This window comes from Oceanobacter mangrovi (genome assembly GCF_019740315.1).
Taxonomy (GTDB): Bacteria; Pseudomonadota; Gammaproteobacteria; order Pseudomonadales; family Oceanobacteraceae; genus Oceanobacter; species Oceanobacter mangrovi.
On record NZ_JAHXZR010000002.1, the window covers coordinates 580,171 to 595,998 of the forward strand.

The 15,828-nt window shown below is 55.2% G+C and carries 14 protein-coding genes; 8 read left to right on the top strand and 6 right to left on the bottom strand.

Annotation, left to right across the window (positions count from 1 at the left end; genetic code table 11):
- Position 1 precedes the first annotated feature (1 nt).
- Entirely contained in the window at positions 2-997 is a 996-nt protein-coding gene (locus tag K6123_RS06470; protein ID WP_221795367.1) for an HlyD family secretion protein, read from the bottom strand.
- Between the two features lie 98 nt (positions 998-1,095).
- On the opposite strand from K6123_RS06470, the gene K6123_RS06475 reads away from it, so the two are divergent.
- The 5 genes from K6123_RS06475 (at position 1,096) to K6123_RS06495 (ending at position 7,237) form a co-directional block, all read left to right on the top strand.
- Positions 1,096-1,770 (top strand): CerR family C-terminal domain-containing protein, encoded by a 675-nt coding sequence (locus tag K6123_RS06475; protein WP_221795371.1) that lies wholly within the window; start codon positions 1,096-1,098, stop codon positions 1,768-1,770.
- Positions 1,771-1,986: 216 nt separating this feature from the next.
- Positions 1,987-3,180, top strand: a complete 1,194-nt coding sequence (fdhA, locus tag K6123_RS06480) for a formaldehyde dehydrogenase, glutathione-independent (RefSeq protein WP_221795373.1) — start codon at positions 1,987-1,989, stop codon at positions 3,178-3,180.
- 146 nt (positions 3,181-3,326) lie between these two features.
- Positions 3,327-4,079, top strand: coding sequence for a helix-turn-helix domain-containing protein (locus K6123_RS06485; protein ID WP_221795375.1), 753 nt, complete (start codon positions 3,327-3,329; stop codon positions 4,077-4,079).
- Positions 4,080-4,089: 10 nt separating this feature from the next.
- Positions 4,090-4,932: a lipoprotein N-acyltransferase Lnb domain-containing protein gene (locus K6123_RS06490; protein ID WP_221795377.1), complete on the top strand. Its 843-nt coding sequence runs from the start codon at positions 4,090-4,092 to the stop codon at positions 4,930-4,932.
- Positions 4,933-5,092: 160 nt separating this feature from the next.
- A complete protein-coding gene (locus K6123_RS06495; protein WP_221795380.1) occupies positions 5,093-7,237 on the top strand; it encodes a VIT and vWA domain-containing protein in 2,145 nt (714 codons plus the stop codon).
- 112 nt (positions 7,238-7,349) lie between these two features.
- On the opposite strand, the gene K6123_RS06500 is transcribed toward K6123_RS06495, so the two are convergent.
- Together K6123_RS06500 and K6123_RS06505 are read right to left on the bottom strand one after the other, a co-directional pair.
- Positions 7,350-10,574, bottom strand: coding sequence for an efflux RND transporter permease subunit (locus K6123_RS06500; protein ID WP_221795383.1), 3,225 nt, complete (start codon positions 10,572-10,574; stop codon positions 7,350-7,352).
- A gap of 5 nt (positions 10,575-10,579) precedes the next feature.
- Positions 10,580-11,644, bottom strand: coding sequence for an efflux RND transporter periplasmic adaptor subunit (locus tag K6123_RS06505; RefSeq protein WP_221795386.1), 1,065 nt, complete (start codon positions 11,642-11,644; stop codon positions 10,580-10,582).
- A gap of 413 nt (positions 11,645-12,057) precedes the next feature.
- On the opposite strand from K6123_RS06505, the gene K6123_RS06510 reads away from it, so the two are divergent.
- Both K6123_RS06510 and pap read left to right on the top strand, forming a co-directional pair.
- Positions 12,058-12,294, top strand: a complete 237-nt coding sequence (locus tag K6123_RS06510; protein WP_221795389.1) for a GrxA family glutaredoxin — start codon at positions 12,058-12,060, stop codon at positions 12,292-12,294.
- A gap of 173 nt (positions 12,295-12,467) precedes the next feature.
- Entirely contained in the window at positions 12,468-13,988 is a 1,521-nt protein-coding gene (gene pap, locus K6123_RS06515; RefSeq protein ID WP_221795391.1) for a polyphosphate:AMP phosphotransferase, read from the top strand.
- Here pap and K6123_RS06520 read toward each other — a convergent pair.
- The 3 genes from K6123_RS06520 to K6123_RS06530 are packed head-to-tail and all read right to left on the bottom strand — an operon-like array spanning position 13,959 to position 15,390.
- Positions 13,959-14,660: a TIGR01621 family pseudouridine synthase gene (locus K6123_RS06520; protein ID WP_221795393.1), complete on the bottom strand. Its 702-nt coding sequence runs from the start codon at positions 14,658-14,660 to the stop codon at positions 13,959-13,961. The genes pap and K6123_RS06520 overlap by 30 nt on opposite strands.
- Positions 14,661-14,664: 4 nt before the next feature.
- Positions 14,665-14,820: a cell developmental protein SirA gene (locus K6123_RS06525; protein WP_221795397.1), complete on the bottom strand. Its 156-nt coding sequence runs from the start codon at positions 14,818-14,820 to the stop codon at positions 14,665-14,667.
- A 9-nt stretch (positions 14,821-14,829) separates the two neighbouring features.
- Positions 14,830-15,390 carry a hypothetical protein gene (locus K6123_RS06530; protein WP_221795400.1) on the bottom strand — a complete coding sequence of 187 codons (561 nt, stop codon included), beginning with the start codon at positions 15,388-15,390 and terminating at the stop codon, positions 14,830-14,832.
- A gap of 175 nt (positions 15,391-15,565) precedes the next feature.
- On the opposite strand from K6123_RS06530, the gene K6123_RS06535 reads away from it, so the two are divergent.
- Positions 15,566-15,814, top strand: coding sequence for a YkgJ family cysteine cluster protein (locus K6123_RS06535; protein ID WP_246624643.1), 249 nt, complete (start codon positions 15,566-15,568; stop codon positions 15,812-15,814).
- Positions 15,815-15,828: the final 14 nt, after the last annotated feature.

Consider the following 15,828-nt stretch of genomic DNA (forward strand, 5'->3'; position numbering starts at 1 on the left):
ATTACTGATTCAGAGCGATGTTGACGGTTACTGGCTGGCCCAGTTTCAGCTGGCCTTGAGGGTCGTCGAAGCGGATACGCACTTCGTAGACCAGGCTGGTGCGCAGCTCTTCGGTCTGGATTGCCTTGGGTGTGAATTCAGCCGAGGATGAAATGTAGCTCAGGCTGCCGGTTATTGGTTTGTCTGGCTGGCTGTCACTACTGATACTGGCCTTCATGCCTTCATGAATTCGCCCCAGACGGGTTTCGTTAACGTAAACGCGAATCCATTTGGGATTGGTCAGTGCCAGTGTGAAAACCGGCCGAGAGGGCGACGCCATATCGCCGACTTCCAGCAAACGCGAACGGATGTTGGCGTCGGCAGGGGCAATCAGCTGGCCTCTTTGAATCTGCAATTGCAGTAACTGCAGGTTCGCCTGCAATACCTGTAACTGGGCTTCGGCGGCGGCGATGTCTTCGGCGCGGGCACCGGCCAGCAGCAGCTCAAGTGCCTGCTGGCTCTGATTGGCCTGGGCTTCGGCAATCAACAGCGCACTGTGAGCCTTGTCGACATCAGACTGACTGACGCTGGTACCTTTGGACGCCTTGAATATGTCTTGCAGACGCTGGTAATCACGGCTGGATTGTTGAGCCTGGGTTTTGGCGGCGGTCAGTTGGCTGCGGGCCTGGGCGATTTCCTGTGGGCGGGCACCATTCTGCAGTTTCAGCAGGCCTTGTTGGGCGGCTTCGATACGGGCAGTGACTTCCTGAGCCTGCAATTCCAGTGGCTGGGTGTCCAGCACAGCAACTACATCTCCCTGATGAAGCTGATCACCTTCTTCTGCCAGCATCTGGGTGATGCGTCCGGAACCTTCGAAGGAGAGTGATACCTGGCGCACATCGACGTTGCCGTACAGGGTCAGTTGATCAGGGTCCTGCTGGGGGCGGGTTTGCTGGTAAAGCAGGTAACCAATCAAAGCGGCAGCCAATAGAACAATTATAATCAATGGCTTTTTCATCAGATGCTCCATGCACGATCTGCTGGCATTAGTTTAAATTCGATTTAAACTAAAAAAAATCCAGATTGGAATGGCTGTGTTGGTAAAAGCACAAAAATATGATTGATTCGAATGACAAAACCAATTCACCCGCAGAATCCGGCCGCGGACGCTCGCGCTCGGATGGCGATCAGACTCGCCAGCGAATATTACAGGCGGCGGGGGACTTGTTCGGCAAGCAGGGGTTCTCGGCGACCACCAATAAATCCGTCGCGGAATCTGCCGGGGTGGATCTGGCATCCATCAATTACCATTTTGGTAGCCGTAACGGTTTGTATCAGGCGGTGCTGGTTGAGGCCCATCGCAGCATTGTTTCACTGGATTTTTTGCAGCAACTACAACAGAGCCCGGCTTCGCCTGAACAAAAGCTGGCCGGGCTGGTACGTTTTCTGGCAAGGGTGGTAACCGCTCGGCAAAGCTGGAATGTCCGGGTGCTGGTGCGTGAGATCCTGGTTCCCAGTATTGATTTACGAGCCCTGGTGGATGCTGAAATCACTCCGAAGATCGTCATTGTCCGACAGCTGCTGGCCGCTATTGCCGGGCTTGATGTTAATGACCCACGATTGGCAACCGCCATGATCCAGCTGGCCGGGCCGTGCCTGATGCTGCTGGTCGTCGACGAGCGATTGCCACTTCCTGTTGGTGAGGTTCGACAGCAACCGCCAGAACAGGTGGCGGAGCAAATGCTGTGTTTTTTGATCGCCGGGCTGAAGGGGCTGGCCAGTACCGCTTGATCGGCTACGACCCTGGTAGTCGGGCAATAAACTCCGGGCCGCCAAAGTTCATTTTTCTATCTGGTAAAACTCTTTCTCATCTCCTGAGGCCGTAGCAGGCATAAAAGGGTCCATTTTCGGCAAGACTGGGCCGGGTCTGCCGCGTAGCGTGTTCAACAACCTGTTCAGCAGGTTGCCTCCTAATGCAATAAAAACAAGATTCTGGAGATACAAGCTATGAGCAACACCAATCGCGGCGTGGTCTATAAGGGCCCGGGCGAAGTCGCTGTCGAATCCATTGCCTTTCCTGAACTGAGTCTGGGTGATCGCAAATGCGAACACGGCGTGCTCCTCAAGGTAATTACTACCAACATCTGTGGTTCCGACCAGCACATGGTTCGTGGCCGTACCACTGCGCCATCTGGTCTGGTTCTCGGTCATGAAATTACCGGTCAGATCATCGAGTGTGGCCGCGACGTTGAATTCCTCAAAGTCGGCGACTTCGTTTCTGTGCCGTTCAACATCGCCTGCGGCCGCTGTCGTAATTGTAAGGAAGGCAAAACCGGTATTTGTCTGAATGTGAACCCGTCACGTCCGGGTGCTGCTTATGGCTACGTTGACATGGGCGGCTGGGTTGGCGGTCAGACTGAATACGTGATGGTGCCTTACGCAGACTTTAACCTGCTGAAGTTCCCGGACAAGGATCAGGCGCTGGAAAAAATCCGTGACCTGACGCTGCTGTCTGACATCCTGCCAACCGGTTTCCATGGTTGTGTGACGGCCGGTGTTGGCCCGGGCTCTACCGTATATATTGCTGGTGCTGGTCCGGTCGGTTTGGCCGCTGCGGCTTCTGCACAGCTGCTCGGCGCTGCCTGTGTGATTGTTGGTGACATGATCGACGACCGCCTGGCGCAGGCACGCAGTTTTGGTTGTGAAACCATTAACCTCAAAGAAGAGGGTTCAATGGAAGACAAGCTGGAGCAAATTCTGGGCGAACGTGAAGTCGACTGCTTCGTTGACTGTGTTGGTTTTGAGGCTCACGCCTGTGGCTGTAATTCCCATGTAGAAGCACCGGCGACGGTACTGAACTCGGCGATGTCTATCACCCGTGCGGGCGGCCAGATTGGTATTCCAGGCTTGTACGTTACGGAAGACCCTGGCGCAGTTGATGACGCCGCCAAACAGGGTGCGCTGAGCATGCGTTTTGGTCTGGGTTGGGCCAAGTCTCACTCTTTCCATACCGGCCAGTGCCCGGTCATGAAATATCACCGCCCACTGATGCAGGCGATCCTGTTCGACAAGATCAAAATCGCCGATGCCGTCAACGTACAGGTGATCGGCCTTGATGATGCGCCGGCTGGCTACGCCGATTTTGACGGTGGTGCGGCGAAGAAATTTGTTATCGACCCACACGGCAGCGTGCCTGCCTGACGCGCTCTGACCAATCAACCTGGCGGGCTTTCCCGCCTGGTTGATACCATTCTGTGAAACAGTTGTCGCAACCAAACGCTTACCTCAAGCAAACCAGCAACAATGGTTTATAGTGATGGCGATTTGTAGTCCATTGGAGGCTCAAGGTGAGCCAGACCCGTCATATTATCGATACGCTGAAAAAGCTGCTGCGAGCGAATGGCAAGACCTATAAGGATGTTGCCGATTGCCTCGAATTGTCTGAACCCAGTGTCAAACGGCTGTTTGCTGATCAGGGGTTTACGCTCGATCGGCTCGAAAAAATATGCCTGATGCTCGACATCGAACTGCTGGAGTTGATGCGCTCAACCGAGCAGCAGCGCCAACACACTTCGCGACTGTCGATGGAGCAGGAGCGGGAACTGGTTGGTGATATCCGGCTGTTACTGGTTGCGCATAGTCTGATGAACAAGTGGAATTTCGAGCAAATCATCGACACCTACCGCATCGACCAGCATGAAGGCATTCAGCTGCTGGCGCGGCTTGATCGGATGAAAATTATCGAGCTGCTACCCGGCAATCGCACCCGTTTGTTGATCGCGCAGGATTTCAGCTGGATTCCGGATGGGCCAATCCAGCGCTTTTTTGAACAACAGATTCAGGCCGAATTTTTCCAGTCTCGCTTTGCTGGCAAGGGCGAATACCGCCAATTTGTGTCAGGTATGTTGTCCGAAGCGGCCATTCTGGAATTGATCAGCAAGCTGCGCAAGGTGGTGGCCGAGTTTAACGACCGCCACCAGCAGGATGAAATCCTGCCGTTGGAGCAAAGGTACGGTACCAGTTTGTTGTTGGCGACACGCCCCTGGGAATCCCGGGTGTTTGCCGATTTCCGCCGTCAGAAAAACACCAAAACCCTGTGAGTCGCCTGATATGAAGCTGGCATCCAAACGCCGTTGGTTGTTCTGGTTGGGATTGCCACTGATTCTGCTGGGCGTAGCTGTCATGTATCTGGCGGGTCTGCAACCGAGCAACGATGGCAACTGGATTCCTGAGCATCGGCGTCCTGCACTTGTTGAGCTGAACAATAACCATGTTCGAATCGGCGATATGCGCGATTTTCGCTATATCTCAGACGGCCATCCAGCGGGTTTGTCTTATCTCGATGATGAATTTGAGATCTCTCAGGCACAGCGTCTGTGGTTCGGGCTGTCGCACTTTGCCGATTACGGCATGGCACACAACCTGGTCAGTTTCGAATTTGATGATGGCCGGTATCTGGTTATGTCGCTTGAAGCGCGCATGGAGCAGGGCCAGAGTTACAATCCCTTGCTGGGGCTGTTACGCCAATATGAGATGACCTGGGTACTTGGAACCGAGCAAGACCTGCTCGGCCTGCGCAGCCATGTGCGGCAGGAGCGCTTGTACCTGTATCCGATGACTTTGCCCCCTGCCCAAGTGCAGCAGTTATTGCGGATGTTTTTGCAGGATGCTCGCCAACTGGCAGAGCAACCGCGCTTTTATAATACCGTGCTGGATAATTGCCTGAGTCATTTACTGTTGCTGAGTGGTGCTTTTGATACCTTGGATGTGCTGACCGATTGGCGACTGCTGCTGCCTGGCTACAGTGATGAGGTTGCCTATGAGCTGGGTTATCTCAATCAGACTCAAACGATCGAACAAATACGTCAGACAGTACGGGTTAACCCGCTGGTTACGCCAGATGCCGACGACTTCAGTCAGGCGATTCGAAACGGTTGCACGGACTGCGAATAACCAGCTGTTTCGACCGCCGACTGTCAAAAGTATCGTCAGCTGATACCCGACGTCTCACCGGATTAACCTTTGCAGAGTCTCCTTTGCGTCGACTGGTAACTGACCAATAGTGCGCCCAACGCGGCCATCGCAGCGCCGTGATCAGCAAAGGGACGCCATCATGAAACTGCCACGTATTGCTCAATCTTTTCGTACTTTCCATAACCAACGTCTTTGGCTGGCGACTGCCAGCCTGGCTTCGGCACTCTTGCTGGCCTCTGGCCAGTCAGAAGCAGCCGGGCTGTTAACGCCGAAAAATGCCAGCTATCAACCGCTGACCATTGAGTCACAACACGTCAAGGTGGTGATTGCTGATGGTTACGCGACGACTCAGGTCGAACAGGTGTTTCGTAACCCCAACGCCAGCGAACTGGAAGCCATGTATTCCTTTCCTGTGCCCGACAAGGCTGCTGTCGGAGAATTCACTTACTGGATCAACGGCCAGCCAGTGACTGGCGAGGTGCTGGAGAAGCAGCAGGCGCGAGAAGTCTATGAAGAACAGAAAGCGGCGGGCAACGAAACCGCGCTGGTTGAGCAGGACAGCTACAAGGACTTCAATATCGCTGTTTATCCGGTGCCGGCTTCAGACACGGTAAAAATTCGGCTGGTTTACATTCAGCCAACGCATACCGACAACGGCGTTGGCCGTTATGTCTATCCGCTCGAAGAAGGCGGTGTGGACATTGCCAAAGATAATTTCTGGAACCGCAACGACAAGGTGCAGCAGTCTTTTCGTTTTGACCTGACCTTGCGTTCCAGTTATCCGATTGATGGCCTGAGGCTGCCGGATCAGCCGGGGGCGGTGGTGAATCGGATCAGCGAACAGGAATATCAGGTTTCTTTATCCAATCAGACTTCTTTATCCAATCAGGCATCTGCCGGTCAGGCGATCAATGCCCAGGCCGAGGGCGAATTCGATGGCAAGCTTGAGGGGGACGTACCAGCCAGTGCCTCAGCCAATGCCCCCGTCTTCGCACTGGATCACGATATCGTCACCTATTGGCGTCATACGCCAGGTCTGCCGGGCCGACTGGACATGGTGAGTTACAAGCCGACGCCGGACAGTAAAGGCACCTTTATGATGACACTGACGCCGGCGATGGATCTGGCACCGATTCAGCAAGGACGTGACTGGGTGTTTGTGCTGGATGTCTCCGGCTCCATGCAAGGCAAGTTCAGTACTCTGGTGGAAGGTGTGCGCAAGGCGATGGGCAAACTGTCCGCCCAGGATCGGGTACGGGTGATTCTGTTTAACAGCACCAGCACTGATCTGAGCCAGGGTTATGTGGCCGTAAAACCGGAAAACGTTAACCAGCTGCTGGCTTTGCTGGATGCGGTGCAGCCGCAAAATGGCACCAACCTGTACGCCGGTTTGAAAGACGCCCTGCAGCATCTGGATGCTGATCGTCCGGCGGGTATCGTGCTGGTAACCGACGGCGTAGCCAACGTGGGCACCACCGAAAAACGGGCGTTTCTTGAGCTGCTGCAACGCACTGACGTACGGTTATTTTCCTTCATTATGGGTAACCAGGCCAATCGGCCGTTACTGCAGGGTATGAGCAAGGTTTCCCAGGGCTTTTATCAGGAAGTGTCCAACGCCGACGATCTGGTTGGCCAGATTATGCTGGCCACTGCCAAGCTCACACATCAGGCGTTGCGTGATGTGCAGGTCGAAATTGATGGCGTGCGTATCAAGGATCTGCAACCACAAACCATCGGCAGCCTGTATCAGGGCCAGCAACTGCAACTGTTCGGGCATTATTGGCAGGGCGGCAGTGCCGACGTGAAAATCCGTGGTCGCATCGGTGCTGAACAAAAGCTTTATCAAACCCGCATCGAATTTCCGCAGCAAGATAATGCCTATCCGGAACTTGAACGGCTGTGGGCTTACGCCGCCATTGAAGGCTTGCAGGACCAGCAAGACTATCTGGGCGCCAATGCCGATACCAAACAGTCCATCGTTGATATCGCCAAGGAATATGGATTGGTGACGGACTACACCTCAATGATTGTGTTGCGAGAGGACGTGTTTCAGGCCAAGGGGATCCAGCAAACCAACAAGCAGCGGGTGGCTACTGAACAACAAGCTCGCGAGCAACGTGCCGCACAGCCGGTGCAAGATCACAGGGTTGACCAGCAGCAGCCCTTGTACACCGCACCAGCACCCTCGGTTGGTGGTGGTTCTGGCGGCGGTGGTGCACTGGGAGCCTGGATTCTGGCGTTGCTGGGCCTGGGAGGGGTGTTTGCCCGTCGTCGGCAGCAGTGACGACAAAAGCAGCCTCAACAGCAGCTACAAAAGAAACGACAGCTGGCTGTGATCCAAACAAAAAGCCCGCCAACCATCTGGTTGGCGGGCTTTGATTTTCACGGGATTGATATTAGTCCTCTACCACTTCACCCCGAATCCGTTCGCCGAGATTCTTTGGCATCCAGCTGTAATACAGCAGTGGGATGACGATCAGCGTCAGCAGAGTCGAGATCATGATGCCGAAGATCAGGGCAATCGCCAGGCCGTTAAAGATCGGGTCGTCGAGGATGAAGAAAGCACCAATCATGGCGGCGACTGCGGTCAGTACAATCGGGCGTGCCCGTACGGCGGCAGAGCTGATAACGGCTTCTTCAAACTTCATACCGGTACCCAGCTGCTGATTGATAAAGTCCACCAGCAGGATGGAGTTGCGCACGATAATCCCGGCCAGCGCGATCATGCCGATCATGGAGGTGGCGGTGAATTGGGCGCCAAACAGGGCATGACCCGGCATGACGCCAATCACGGTCAGCGGGATCGGCGCCATGATGATCAGCGGCACCAGATAGCTGCGAAACTGGGCAACTACCAGGAGGTAAATCAGGATCATGCCAACGCCATAGGCAATACCCATGTCACGGAAGGTTTCATAGGTGATTTGCCATTCACCATCCCACTTCATGCTGATGTCGTCGGTCAGTGCCGGTTGCTGGATAAACCATTGCTCCCAGTTCATGCCTGCGTCTGCCATGCCGAAGGAAATACCGAACAGGCCATACAGTGGGCTGTCGAGTTCACCGGCCATATCTGCCACCACAAACACCACTGGCTGCATGTTCTTGTGGTAGATGGTTTTGTCGGTGACGGATTTTTCAATGCTGACCAGATCAGCCAGTGACACAAACGAACCGTCCTGGGCTTTTACCTTCATTACCAGCAACTGGTTCAGACCAACCTTGTCACCTTCGCTCAGCTCCAGCCGGATTGGCAGCGGGTACTTGGAGTTGTCGTTATGCAGGTAGGAAACGTCTTCGCCACCCAGTGCGGTGCTGATCGCCTGCACAATGGAGGACTGGGCGACGCCCAGCATGGCTGCGCGCTGACGGTCGATTTGCACCAGCCATTTTTGCTGGTTGTCTTCGACATAGTCGTCCACGTCAACAATATCCGGCGTTTGCTCGAACAGGGTGCGCAGCTGTTTGGCAGCGTCGATCTGACGGCTGTATTCCGGGCCATAGATTTCAGCAACGATTGGCGACATCACTGGCGGGCCAGGAGGCACTTCAACCACCTTGACGTTGGCGTTGAGTTTTTTGCCAATCGCCTGCAGTGGCTCGCGCACCGACAGGGCAATTTCATGGCTCTGGCGGTCGCGGTGATGCTTGTCGACCAGGTTAACCTGAATATCACCCTGGTTGGGCAGGGCGCGCATATAGTACTGACGCACCAGACCATTGAAGTTGATCGGCGCGGCGGTGCCTGCGTACATCTGTACGTCCTTGATTTCCGGCACCTTCATCAGCTCGTCAGAGAGCTGGTCGAGTACCGTCAGGGTTTCTTCTACCGGCGTGCCTTCTGGCATGTCGACGATCACCTGGAATTCAGACTTGTTGTCGAACGGCAGCATTTTCAGCACCACCAGTTCGGTGGCAGGCAAGGCCACCGCCAGCACGATCAGGCCGGTAATGCCGGCAAACAGGGCGACCCGACGACCGGCGGTTTTGGGACCAAGGAACGGCGACATCAACTTGTGGAAGAAGCTGTGCAGTTTCGATGTTTCAGGATGTTCTTCGTCGTGGGCAGTATTGCCGTCTGGCAAATGACGCTTCAGAAGCTTGTACGACAACCAGGGGGTGACGATAAAGGCCACGGCCAGTGAAATCAGCATGCCGGTGGAGGCGTTGATCGGAATCGGGCTCATGTAGGGCCCCATCAGACCGGATACAAACGCCATTGGCATCAGAGCCGCGATCACGGTGAAGGTGGCCAGAATGGTTGGACCGCCGACTTCGTCAACTGCGCAGGGAATCGCTTCCAGCAGCTTTTTGCTACCCATATGGATATGTCGATGGATGTTTTCGACCACCACAATGGCGTCATCAACCAGAATACCAATCGAGAAAATCAGCGCGAACAACGACACCCGGTTGAGCGTAAAGCCCCACACCCAGCTGGCAAACAGGGTGATGGCGAGAGTGATAAAAATAGCACCACCAACAATGATGGCTTCGCGCCAGCTCATGGTTGCCAGTACCAGCACCACAACGGCAGCCGTGGCAAACAGCAGCTTGGCGATCAGCTTGTCGGATTTGGCCTTGGCGGTGATGCCGTAGTCTCGGGTGACTTCGGCCTGGACGTTGTCCGGAATAACCCGGTCATGTAGTTGTTGCAGGCGCTCATCAATCATCTGGGTAATGTCGATGGCGTTTTCGCCTGGCTGCTTGGCAATTGCGATGGTCACCGCCGGGCTGGCAGCGGCATCACCCAGAGCGCGATACATGACGGTTTGGTCCGGCACGTCGGCTTGCATGGTGATATCGGCAATATCTGCCAGATAGACCAGACCACCAGCATTTTTGCCAACGATCAACTGACCGACGTCGGTGGTGTTTTTCAGAAAGGCGCCTGCTTGAACCTGAATCACTTCACCATTCTGGATAACCGGCAGCCGATAGCCGCCCGCATTGGCACTCATCAGGGCGTTGCGAACATCGTCAAAGGCCAGCCCATGGCCGTTCATGCGGGCCGGGTCGAGCTTGACCTGAACCACGCCGGAGTGCTCGCCAATGCTGTAAATATCACGGGTCCCCGGGACTTTTTTCAGTTCGGTTTCCAGCGCGTGGGCAACCTGGGTGAGGTCGGCGGCACTGACTGCCGGATCTTTTGACGTCAGGGTAATCGACATGATCGGCACGTCATCAATGCCCATGGGCTTCACCACCGGATCGGTAACGCCCAGATTGGCCGGGAACCAGTCCTTGTGCATCATCACCTGGTTGTACAGGTTCAGAATGGCGGTATCTCGTGGTACGCCGACCTCGAAGGCCACGGTCAGAATCGACTGGCCAGGCTGGCTGATCGAAAAGATGTCGTCGACACCCTTGATTTCAGACAGCACCTGTTCGGCCGGAATTGATACCAGCTGTTCGACTTCGCGGGCGCTGGCACCGGGGTAGCCGATATAAACGTTGGCGAAGGTCACGTCGATCTGTGGTTCTTCTTCCTTCGGCGTGATCATCACCGCAAAGAAGCCCAGCAGCAGGCCGAGCAGGGCCAGCAGCGGGGTGATCGCTGAATTCTGGAAGGCGCGGGCAATCCGGCCGGAAATGCCCAGTGTCTGAGCGTTATCGGTCATCAGAGTTACTCCCCGTGGCTGCTGTTGCGGGCGGCCTGGGCCAGCTCGGCAAGGGCGGCATAACCGTCGATGGCAATGCTGTCACCGGCTTTCAGACCTGCCAGAATCTCTACCTGACCAGCTTCGACACGACCTGTGCGAACCTGGCGCATTTTCCACTGGCTACCGTCCCTGACGTACAGTGCAGTGACTTCCGAACGCTCAATCAGGGCAGATTCTGGCACCAGCAACCCCTGGCGCTCGCCGGTTTGCAGTCGAACCTTGGTCCACATACCAGGCATGGTGCCGGCCGTGTTGGCTGGCAGTTCAGCACGCAGGCGTACGCTGTGCAGCTGGCTGTCGGCATAGGGGTAAAGGGTTACTTTGACCGGCTCGATGCTTTGTTCGCCCAGTTGAACGGAAACCTGGCTGGCGGACTGGTATTGACTGGCCAGTCGTTGTGGTACATCGGCAACGGCACGCAGCGGCGATAACGCCATGCCGGTCATTAACGGCTGGCCCGGGTTAACCAGTTCGCCGGTTTCAACCAGGCGGGCCTTGACGTAACCCGCATAAGGGGCTGTGACGCGAGTGTAGGACAGTGCCAGGCGCGCTTGTTCAACCGCAGCGGTAGCGGCTTCAACGGCGGCGGCGGCGCTTTTGGCCTGGGCCTCGGAGCTGTCGTACTGGCCCTGGGAGATACTGCCTTGCTTGAACAGCCGTGCGTTGCGTTTGAATGCTGTCTGGGCATCTTCGTTCTGGGCCTTGGCCTGTGCCAGGTTGGCATTGGCCTGCGCCAGCTGGGCTTTCTGCTGGGAGTTTTCGATCTCGATCAGCAAGGCGCCCTTGCTGACCTGGTCGTTAACGTCATAGTGAACGGTCAGGATCTGGCCGCTGGTCTGGGCTGAGATCGTGCTTTCGTTGACCGCTTCCAGCGTTGCCTCAAGGTCATAAAAGTCAGCAATTGTGCTGGGTTGAATCACCGAACTTTCGACCGCATGGGCATTCATAGTGAAAGCACCGGTGGCGGTCACAAGCAGGGCGGCAGCAAGGCTGAGTCGATTGCGCGGCAGCGAAGATGGTCGGGACATGATGACTTCCTCAAAATTCCGGATACGCCAGACATCGGCAGATTTAAATATTACTGCATTAGAATATACTAATATTTGAAATGCAACAGCTGCGGTGTCTTTATGCGGCTTGCCGGGCGGGCAAAGTCCGGGGCCGCATCCTGCTACGCGAGCCTCTGTTTGAAGCCCTGTATGGGGTGCTGGCGCTCGACGCAGGCTGTTACAAGTCGCTCAGGTAGTGCGCTAACCATACTGCCTTGCGCGTGTGACAGGAACGTCGACTATGGCCAGAATAGTTTTTTTTGATTTATCAGCTTCAGAGTCAAGAAATACACTATGACCATAGATTGAGAACGCCTGATGCATTCGGAGTGGATTTTGAACCGAGTCCAGAATGCATCAACCGTTGGCTAACAGAATTGAGGAACCAGTACATGCAACGAGTAACTATTTTCGGTCGGGAAGGTTGTGGCTACTGTCGTCGTGCCAAAGAGCTGTGTGAGACCCGTGATTTTGACTTCAAGTACGTTGATATCATCGAAGAAGGCATCAGCAAGGCCGATCTGGAGAAAACCATTGGCAAGCCAGTTCATACCGTGCCACAAATTTTTGTAGGCTCGAAGCATGTCGGTGGTTACACCGAATTTGCGGCTATGATTAACGGCCGCTAACAGAATTCCGCACCCTGGAATGCGCTGTCTGCGGGCAGCGAGTCAAAAAAGCCGGCCATGGGATGGTCGGCTTTTTTGCATTTGGGGAATTGCTCGACCTGATTGGCTATCCCGGCCTATGCTTGAGCCAAACCAGAGTTTGAACCAAACCAAAGCATGAACGGGGATAATGGATGTTTGAAGTAGCCGAACTGGGACAGGCAATTGACAAGGATGAGTTTGATCATCAGGTGCCACATTTGCGCACCAGGCTGCTGGAAATCCAGCAGACACTGAGCCAGGCAGACTTTCCGGTTGTTGTACTGATTTCCGGCAGTGACGGCGCAGGCAAGGGCGAAATGGTTAATCGCCTCAATGAGTGGCTCGATCCCAGATACATGCGCACCTTTGCCTTTGGCGACAAAACCCAGGACGAACGAGAGCGGCCTGATTACTGGCGTTTCTGGCGCAAGCTGCCCCAGAAAGGTCGTATTGGCCTGTACGTTGGCTCCTGGTATAGCGATCCGATCGCCTTGCGGGTCAGTCACCGGATCAACGACGTCGAACTGGACGGCTATCTGGCACGGATTCGACTGTTCGAGCGCGAGCTGGCTGATGATGGCGCACTGGTCATCAAGGTCTGGCTGCACTTGTCGAAAGAAGCCCAGGCCAAACGCCTCGACGAGCTTGAAGCCAACCCGCTGACGTCCTGGCGAGTGACCGAGCTTGATCGCAAACACCTGCAAACCTACGACGATTTTCGTGGCATTGCTGAACATGCATTGCGTCAGACCAGTAGCGCCGAAGCGCCCTGGGTAGTGGTTGAAAGTGCCGACACCAACTACCGCGACATTACCGTCGCCAATCACATTCTCCAGCGCGTTGAATATCATCTGCAGGCTCGTTCAGAGCAACAGGAAGGTGACGTCGAAAATGTGCCGCTGATTCAGCGGCAGAAAACCCTGCTCGATAGTCTCGACCTTCACCAGAGCATCGACAAACAGGCCTATCACCACGAGCTGGAGCTCTGGCAAGGGCGATTGGCCGAGTTGGCGCGCGAAGCGCAGCGGCAGCGGGTGTCGATGGTTCTGGTGTTGGAAGGCTGGGATGCGGCTGGCAAGGGTGGTTTGATTCGGCGGCTGGTCGCCGCGCTGGACGCCCGTAACTATCAGATTATTCCGATTGCGGCACCAACCGATGAAGAACGGGCACACCATTATCTTTGGCGTTTCTGGCGGCATATTCCCCGCGACGGCAAGGTCACCATCTATGATCGCAGCTGGTATGGACGGGTGCTGGTAGAGCGGGTAGAGGGCTTTGCCAGCCGGGCGGAATGGATGCGCGCCTACAGTGAGATCAACCACTTTGAATCCCAGTTGGTCGAACACGGCACTGTGTTGCTGAAGTTCTGGTTGCACATCGACAAGGATGAGCAACTCAGTCGTTTCAAGGAGCGGGAGAAAATCAGTTACAAGCGCCACAAGATCACCGATGAGGATTATCGAAATCGTGAGCGCTGGTCCGACTATGAGGTGGCGGTTAACGATATGGTTGAGCGCACCAGCACCGAGCTGGCGCCGTGGCATTTGATCGAGGCTAACAGCAAGCGATTTGCGCGGGTGAAAGCCTTGAAAATTGTCTGTCAGCAGATCGAACAGCGGTTGGGATTGGCCTCAGCAACAGAGTCAGCGGCGGCCGAAGATATCCCAGGGTGACAGCCATTCTGCTGGCAATGGACACCAGAGTCGGCCATTGCTGGCGGCTTCAGTCGGGTCACTGGATTCAGACTGTGGTGGGCAAAGGATCTGCCAGTCCTGATCTCCATCGGTGAAGGCCATGCCGTAGGCGTGCAAATAGGTGCGATCAGCGGCAGCGCCCTTATAACGGCCATCGCCATCAATCGGACTACCAAGGCTTTTCAGCGCAACCCGAATCTGGTGGGTTTTGCCGGTTTTCGGGGCCAGCAAGAACAAGCGTTTGCCACTGGCTTCGTCATAGCTCGACATAAACCGGGTGATCGCCGGATTGCTGCAAGAGCGCAACAGTTTCCAGCTGCCGTTACGGGTTTTTTCCATATCGCCCTTGATCCAGCCCTGCTTTTTGGAAGGTTTGGAGCTGCATTGGGCAAGATAGAACTTGCGAATCTGCTGGTTGGAAAACAGTTCGCCAAAGCGGCTGGCGCATTCACTGTTTTTGGCCAGTAGCAAAATGCCAGAGGTGACCTTGTCGAGTCGGTGTACTGGCCACAGCGGGCGATTGAAATATTGGCTTGCCAGCACGACAGCGCCAGGCTGGTCGTGCTCAGTGTGCATGCTCATGCCGGTTGGCTTGTAAATCGCCAGCCAGTCGTCGGTTTCCTGCAGGGTGGTAAAACTCGGACAATTCATATAATCAGCGACGGGCTTCTTCTTCCATAAGTTCAAGCAAGCGGCGAGCAATGGCTTCAAACAGCTGGGCTTGCTCGTTGTCACTGGCGGCGTGGAGGCTATACATCAGACTCTCGATCTCGGAGCGTGACATATAGCGAACGGTTACTGCATTGGTCATAACAGGGTCTCAGAAGCGGTAGCTGATCATGGCGTTGGTAAGCCAGACGTTCGGGCGCTCACCGGAAATGCCCGCCCGACGATTTTCATTACGATAGTCCTGATCGTCGCGGAAAGTGGCTGCAACGTCCAGAATGACGGGACCAAGCTGGTAGCCGGTACCAATTTGCCAGCCCCAGCCGTTAAAAATTCCGGTGTGGGAGCCGGCGGTGCGCTGGATCAGGACCTTGTCGCGGTGCCAGGCTGGGCCTGTGTAAAGCCGGAAACCCGGTTGTGCCAGCCCCCAGCCCCACATTAACTGGGTTTCAAAGCCGGTGACATCCTGATCGTCGTCGTGGATACGATACCAGATGAAACGGGAGGCGGCGTGGTTACTCTGCGGAAATTCAGCATACAGGCCAAAGCCACGCTGGCTGCTGTCTGGAAAGGACGGAGCAGAAGGGGATACATCCAGCGCAGTACTGGTGACACCAACGCGGAAATTGGTGGGTTCGCTGTCAGCGGCGGCTGCCGTTGCGGAAAATGTACTGAGCAGCAGGCTGCTGCCAATACCAACAATGATCGCCTTCATGGCAAAATCCCTGCAGATGATTATGTCGCGAAGGCTAAACCAGCGTGCTTCGCGGTTCAAGGTGATTTCTTAGAACCACTGTATTTACAAACAGTGGTTTGTGATGTGTTTGACGAAAAACAGCGATCCATTCCGCCTTGCGGAGTATGGGATTTGGCTACTTGAGGTTTTCAGATTGGAATGTCGATTAGGCTGTGGAGCCTGTTGTATTGCACCATCCATCAGTTCCGCAATCCCGGGAATGCCAAATGGTAAACCGGCGGGGGTGCGCTGTATTCAGCTCGATGAGCACAACCTCTGTCGAATCTTCGGTCAGTCGGAGAGACCAGCCGTCTGCGCTGGATTCAAGGCGGAGGCGGCGATTTGCGGCCAGACCGATCAGCAAGCGCTCGACAATCTGATCTATCTGGAGCAAATCACCTGATCCGGCTGCTGCAG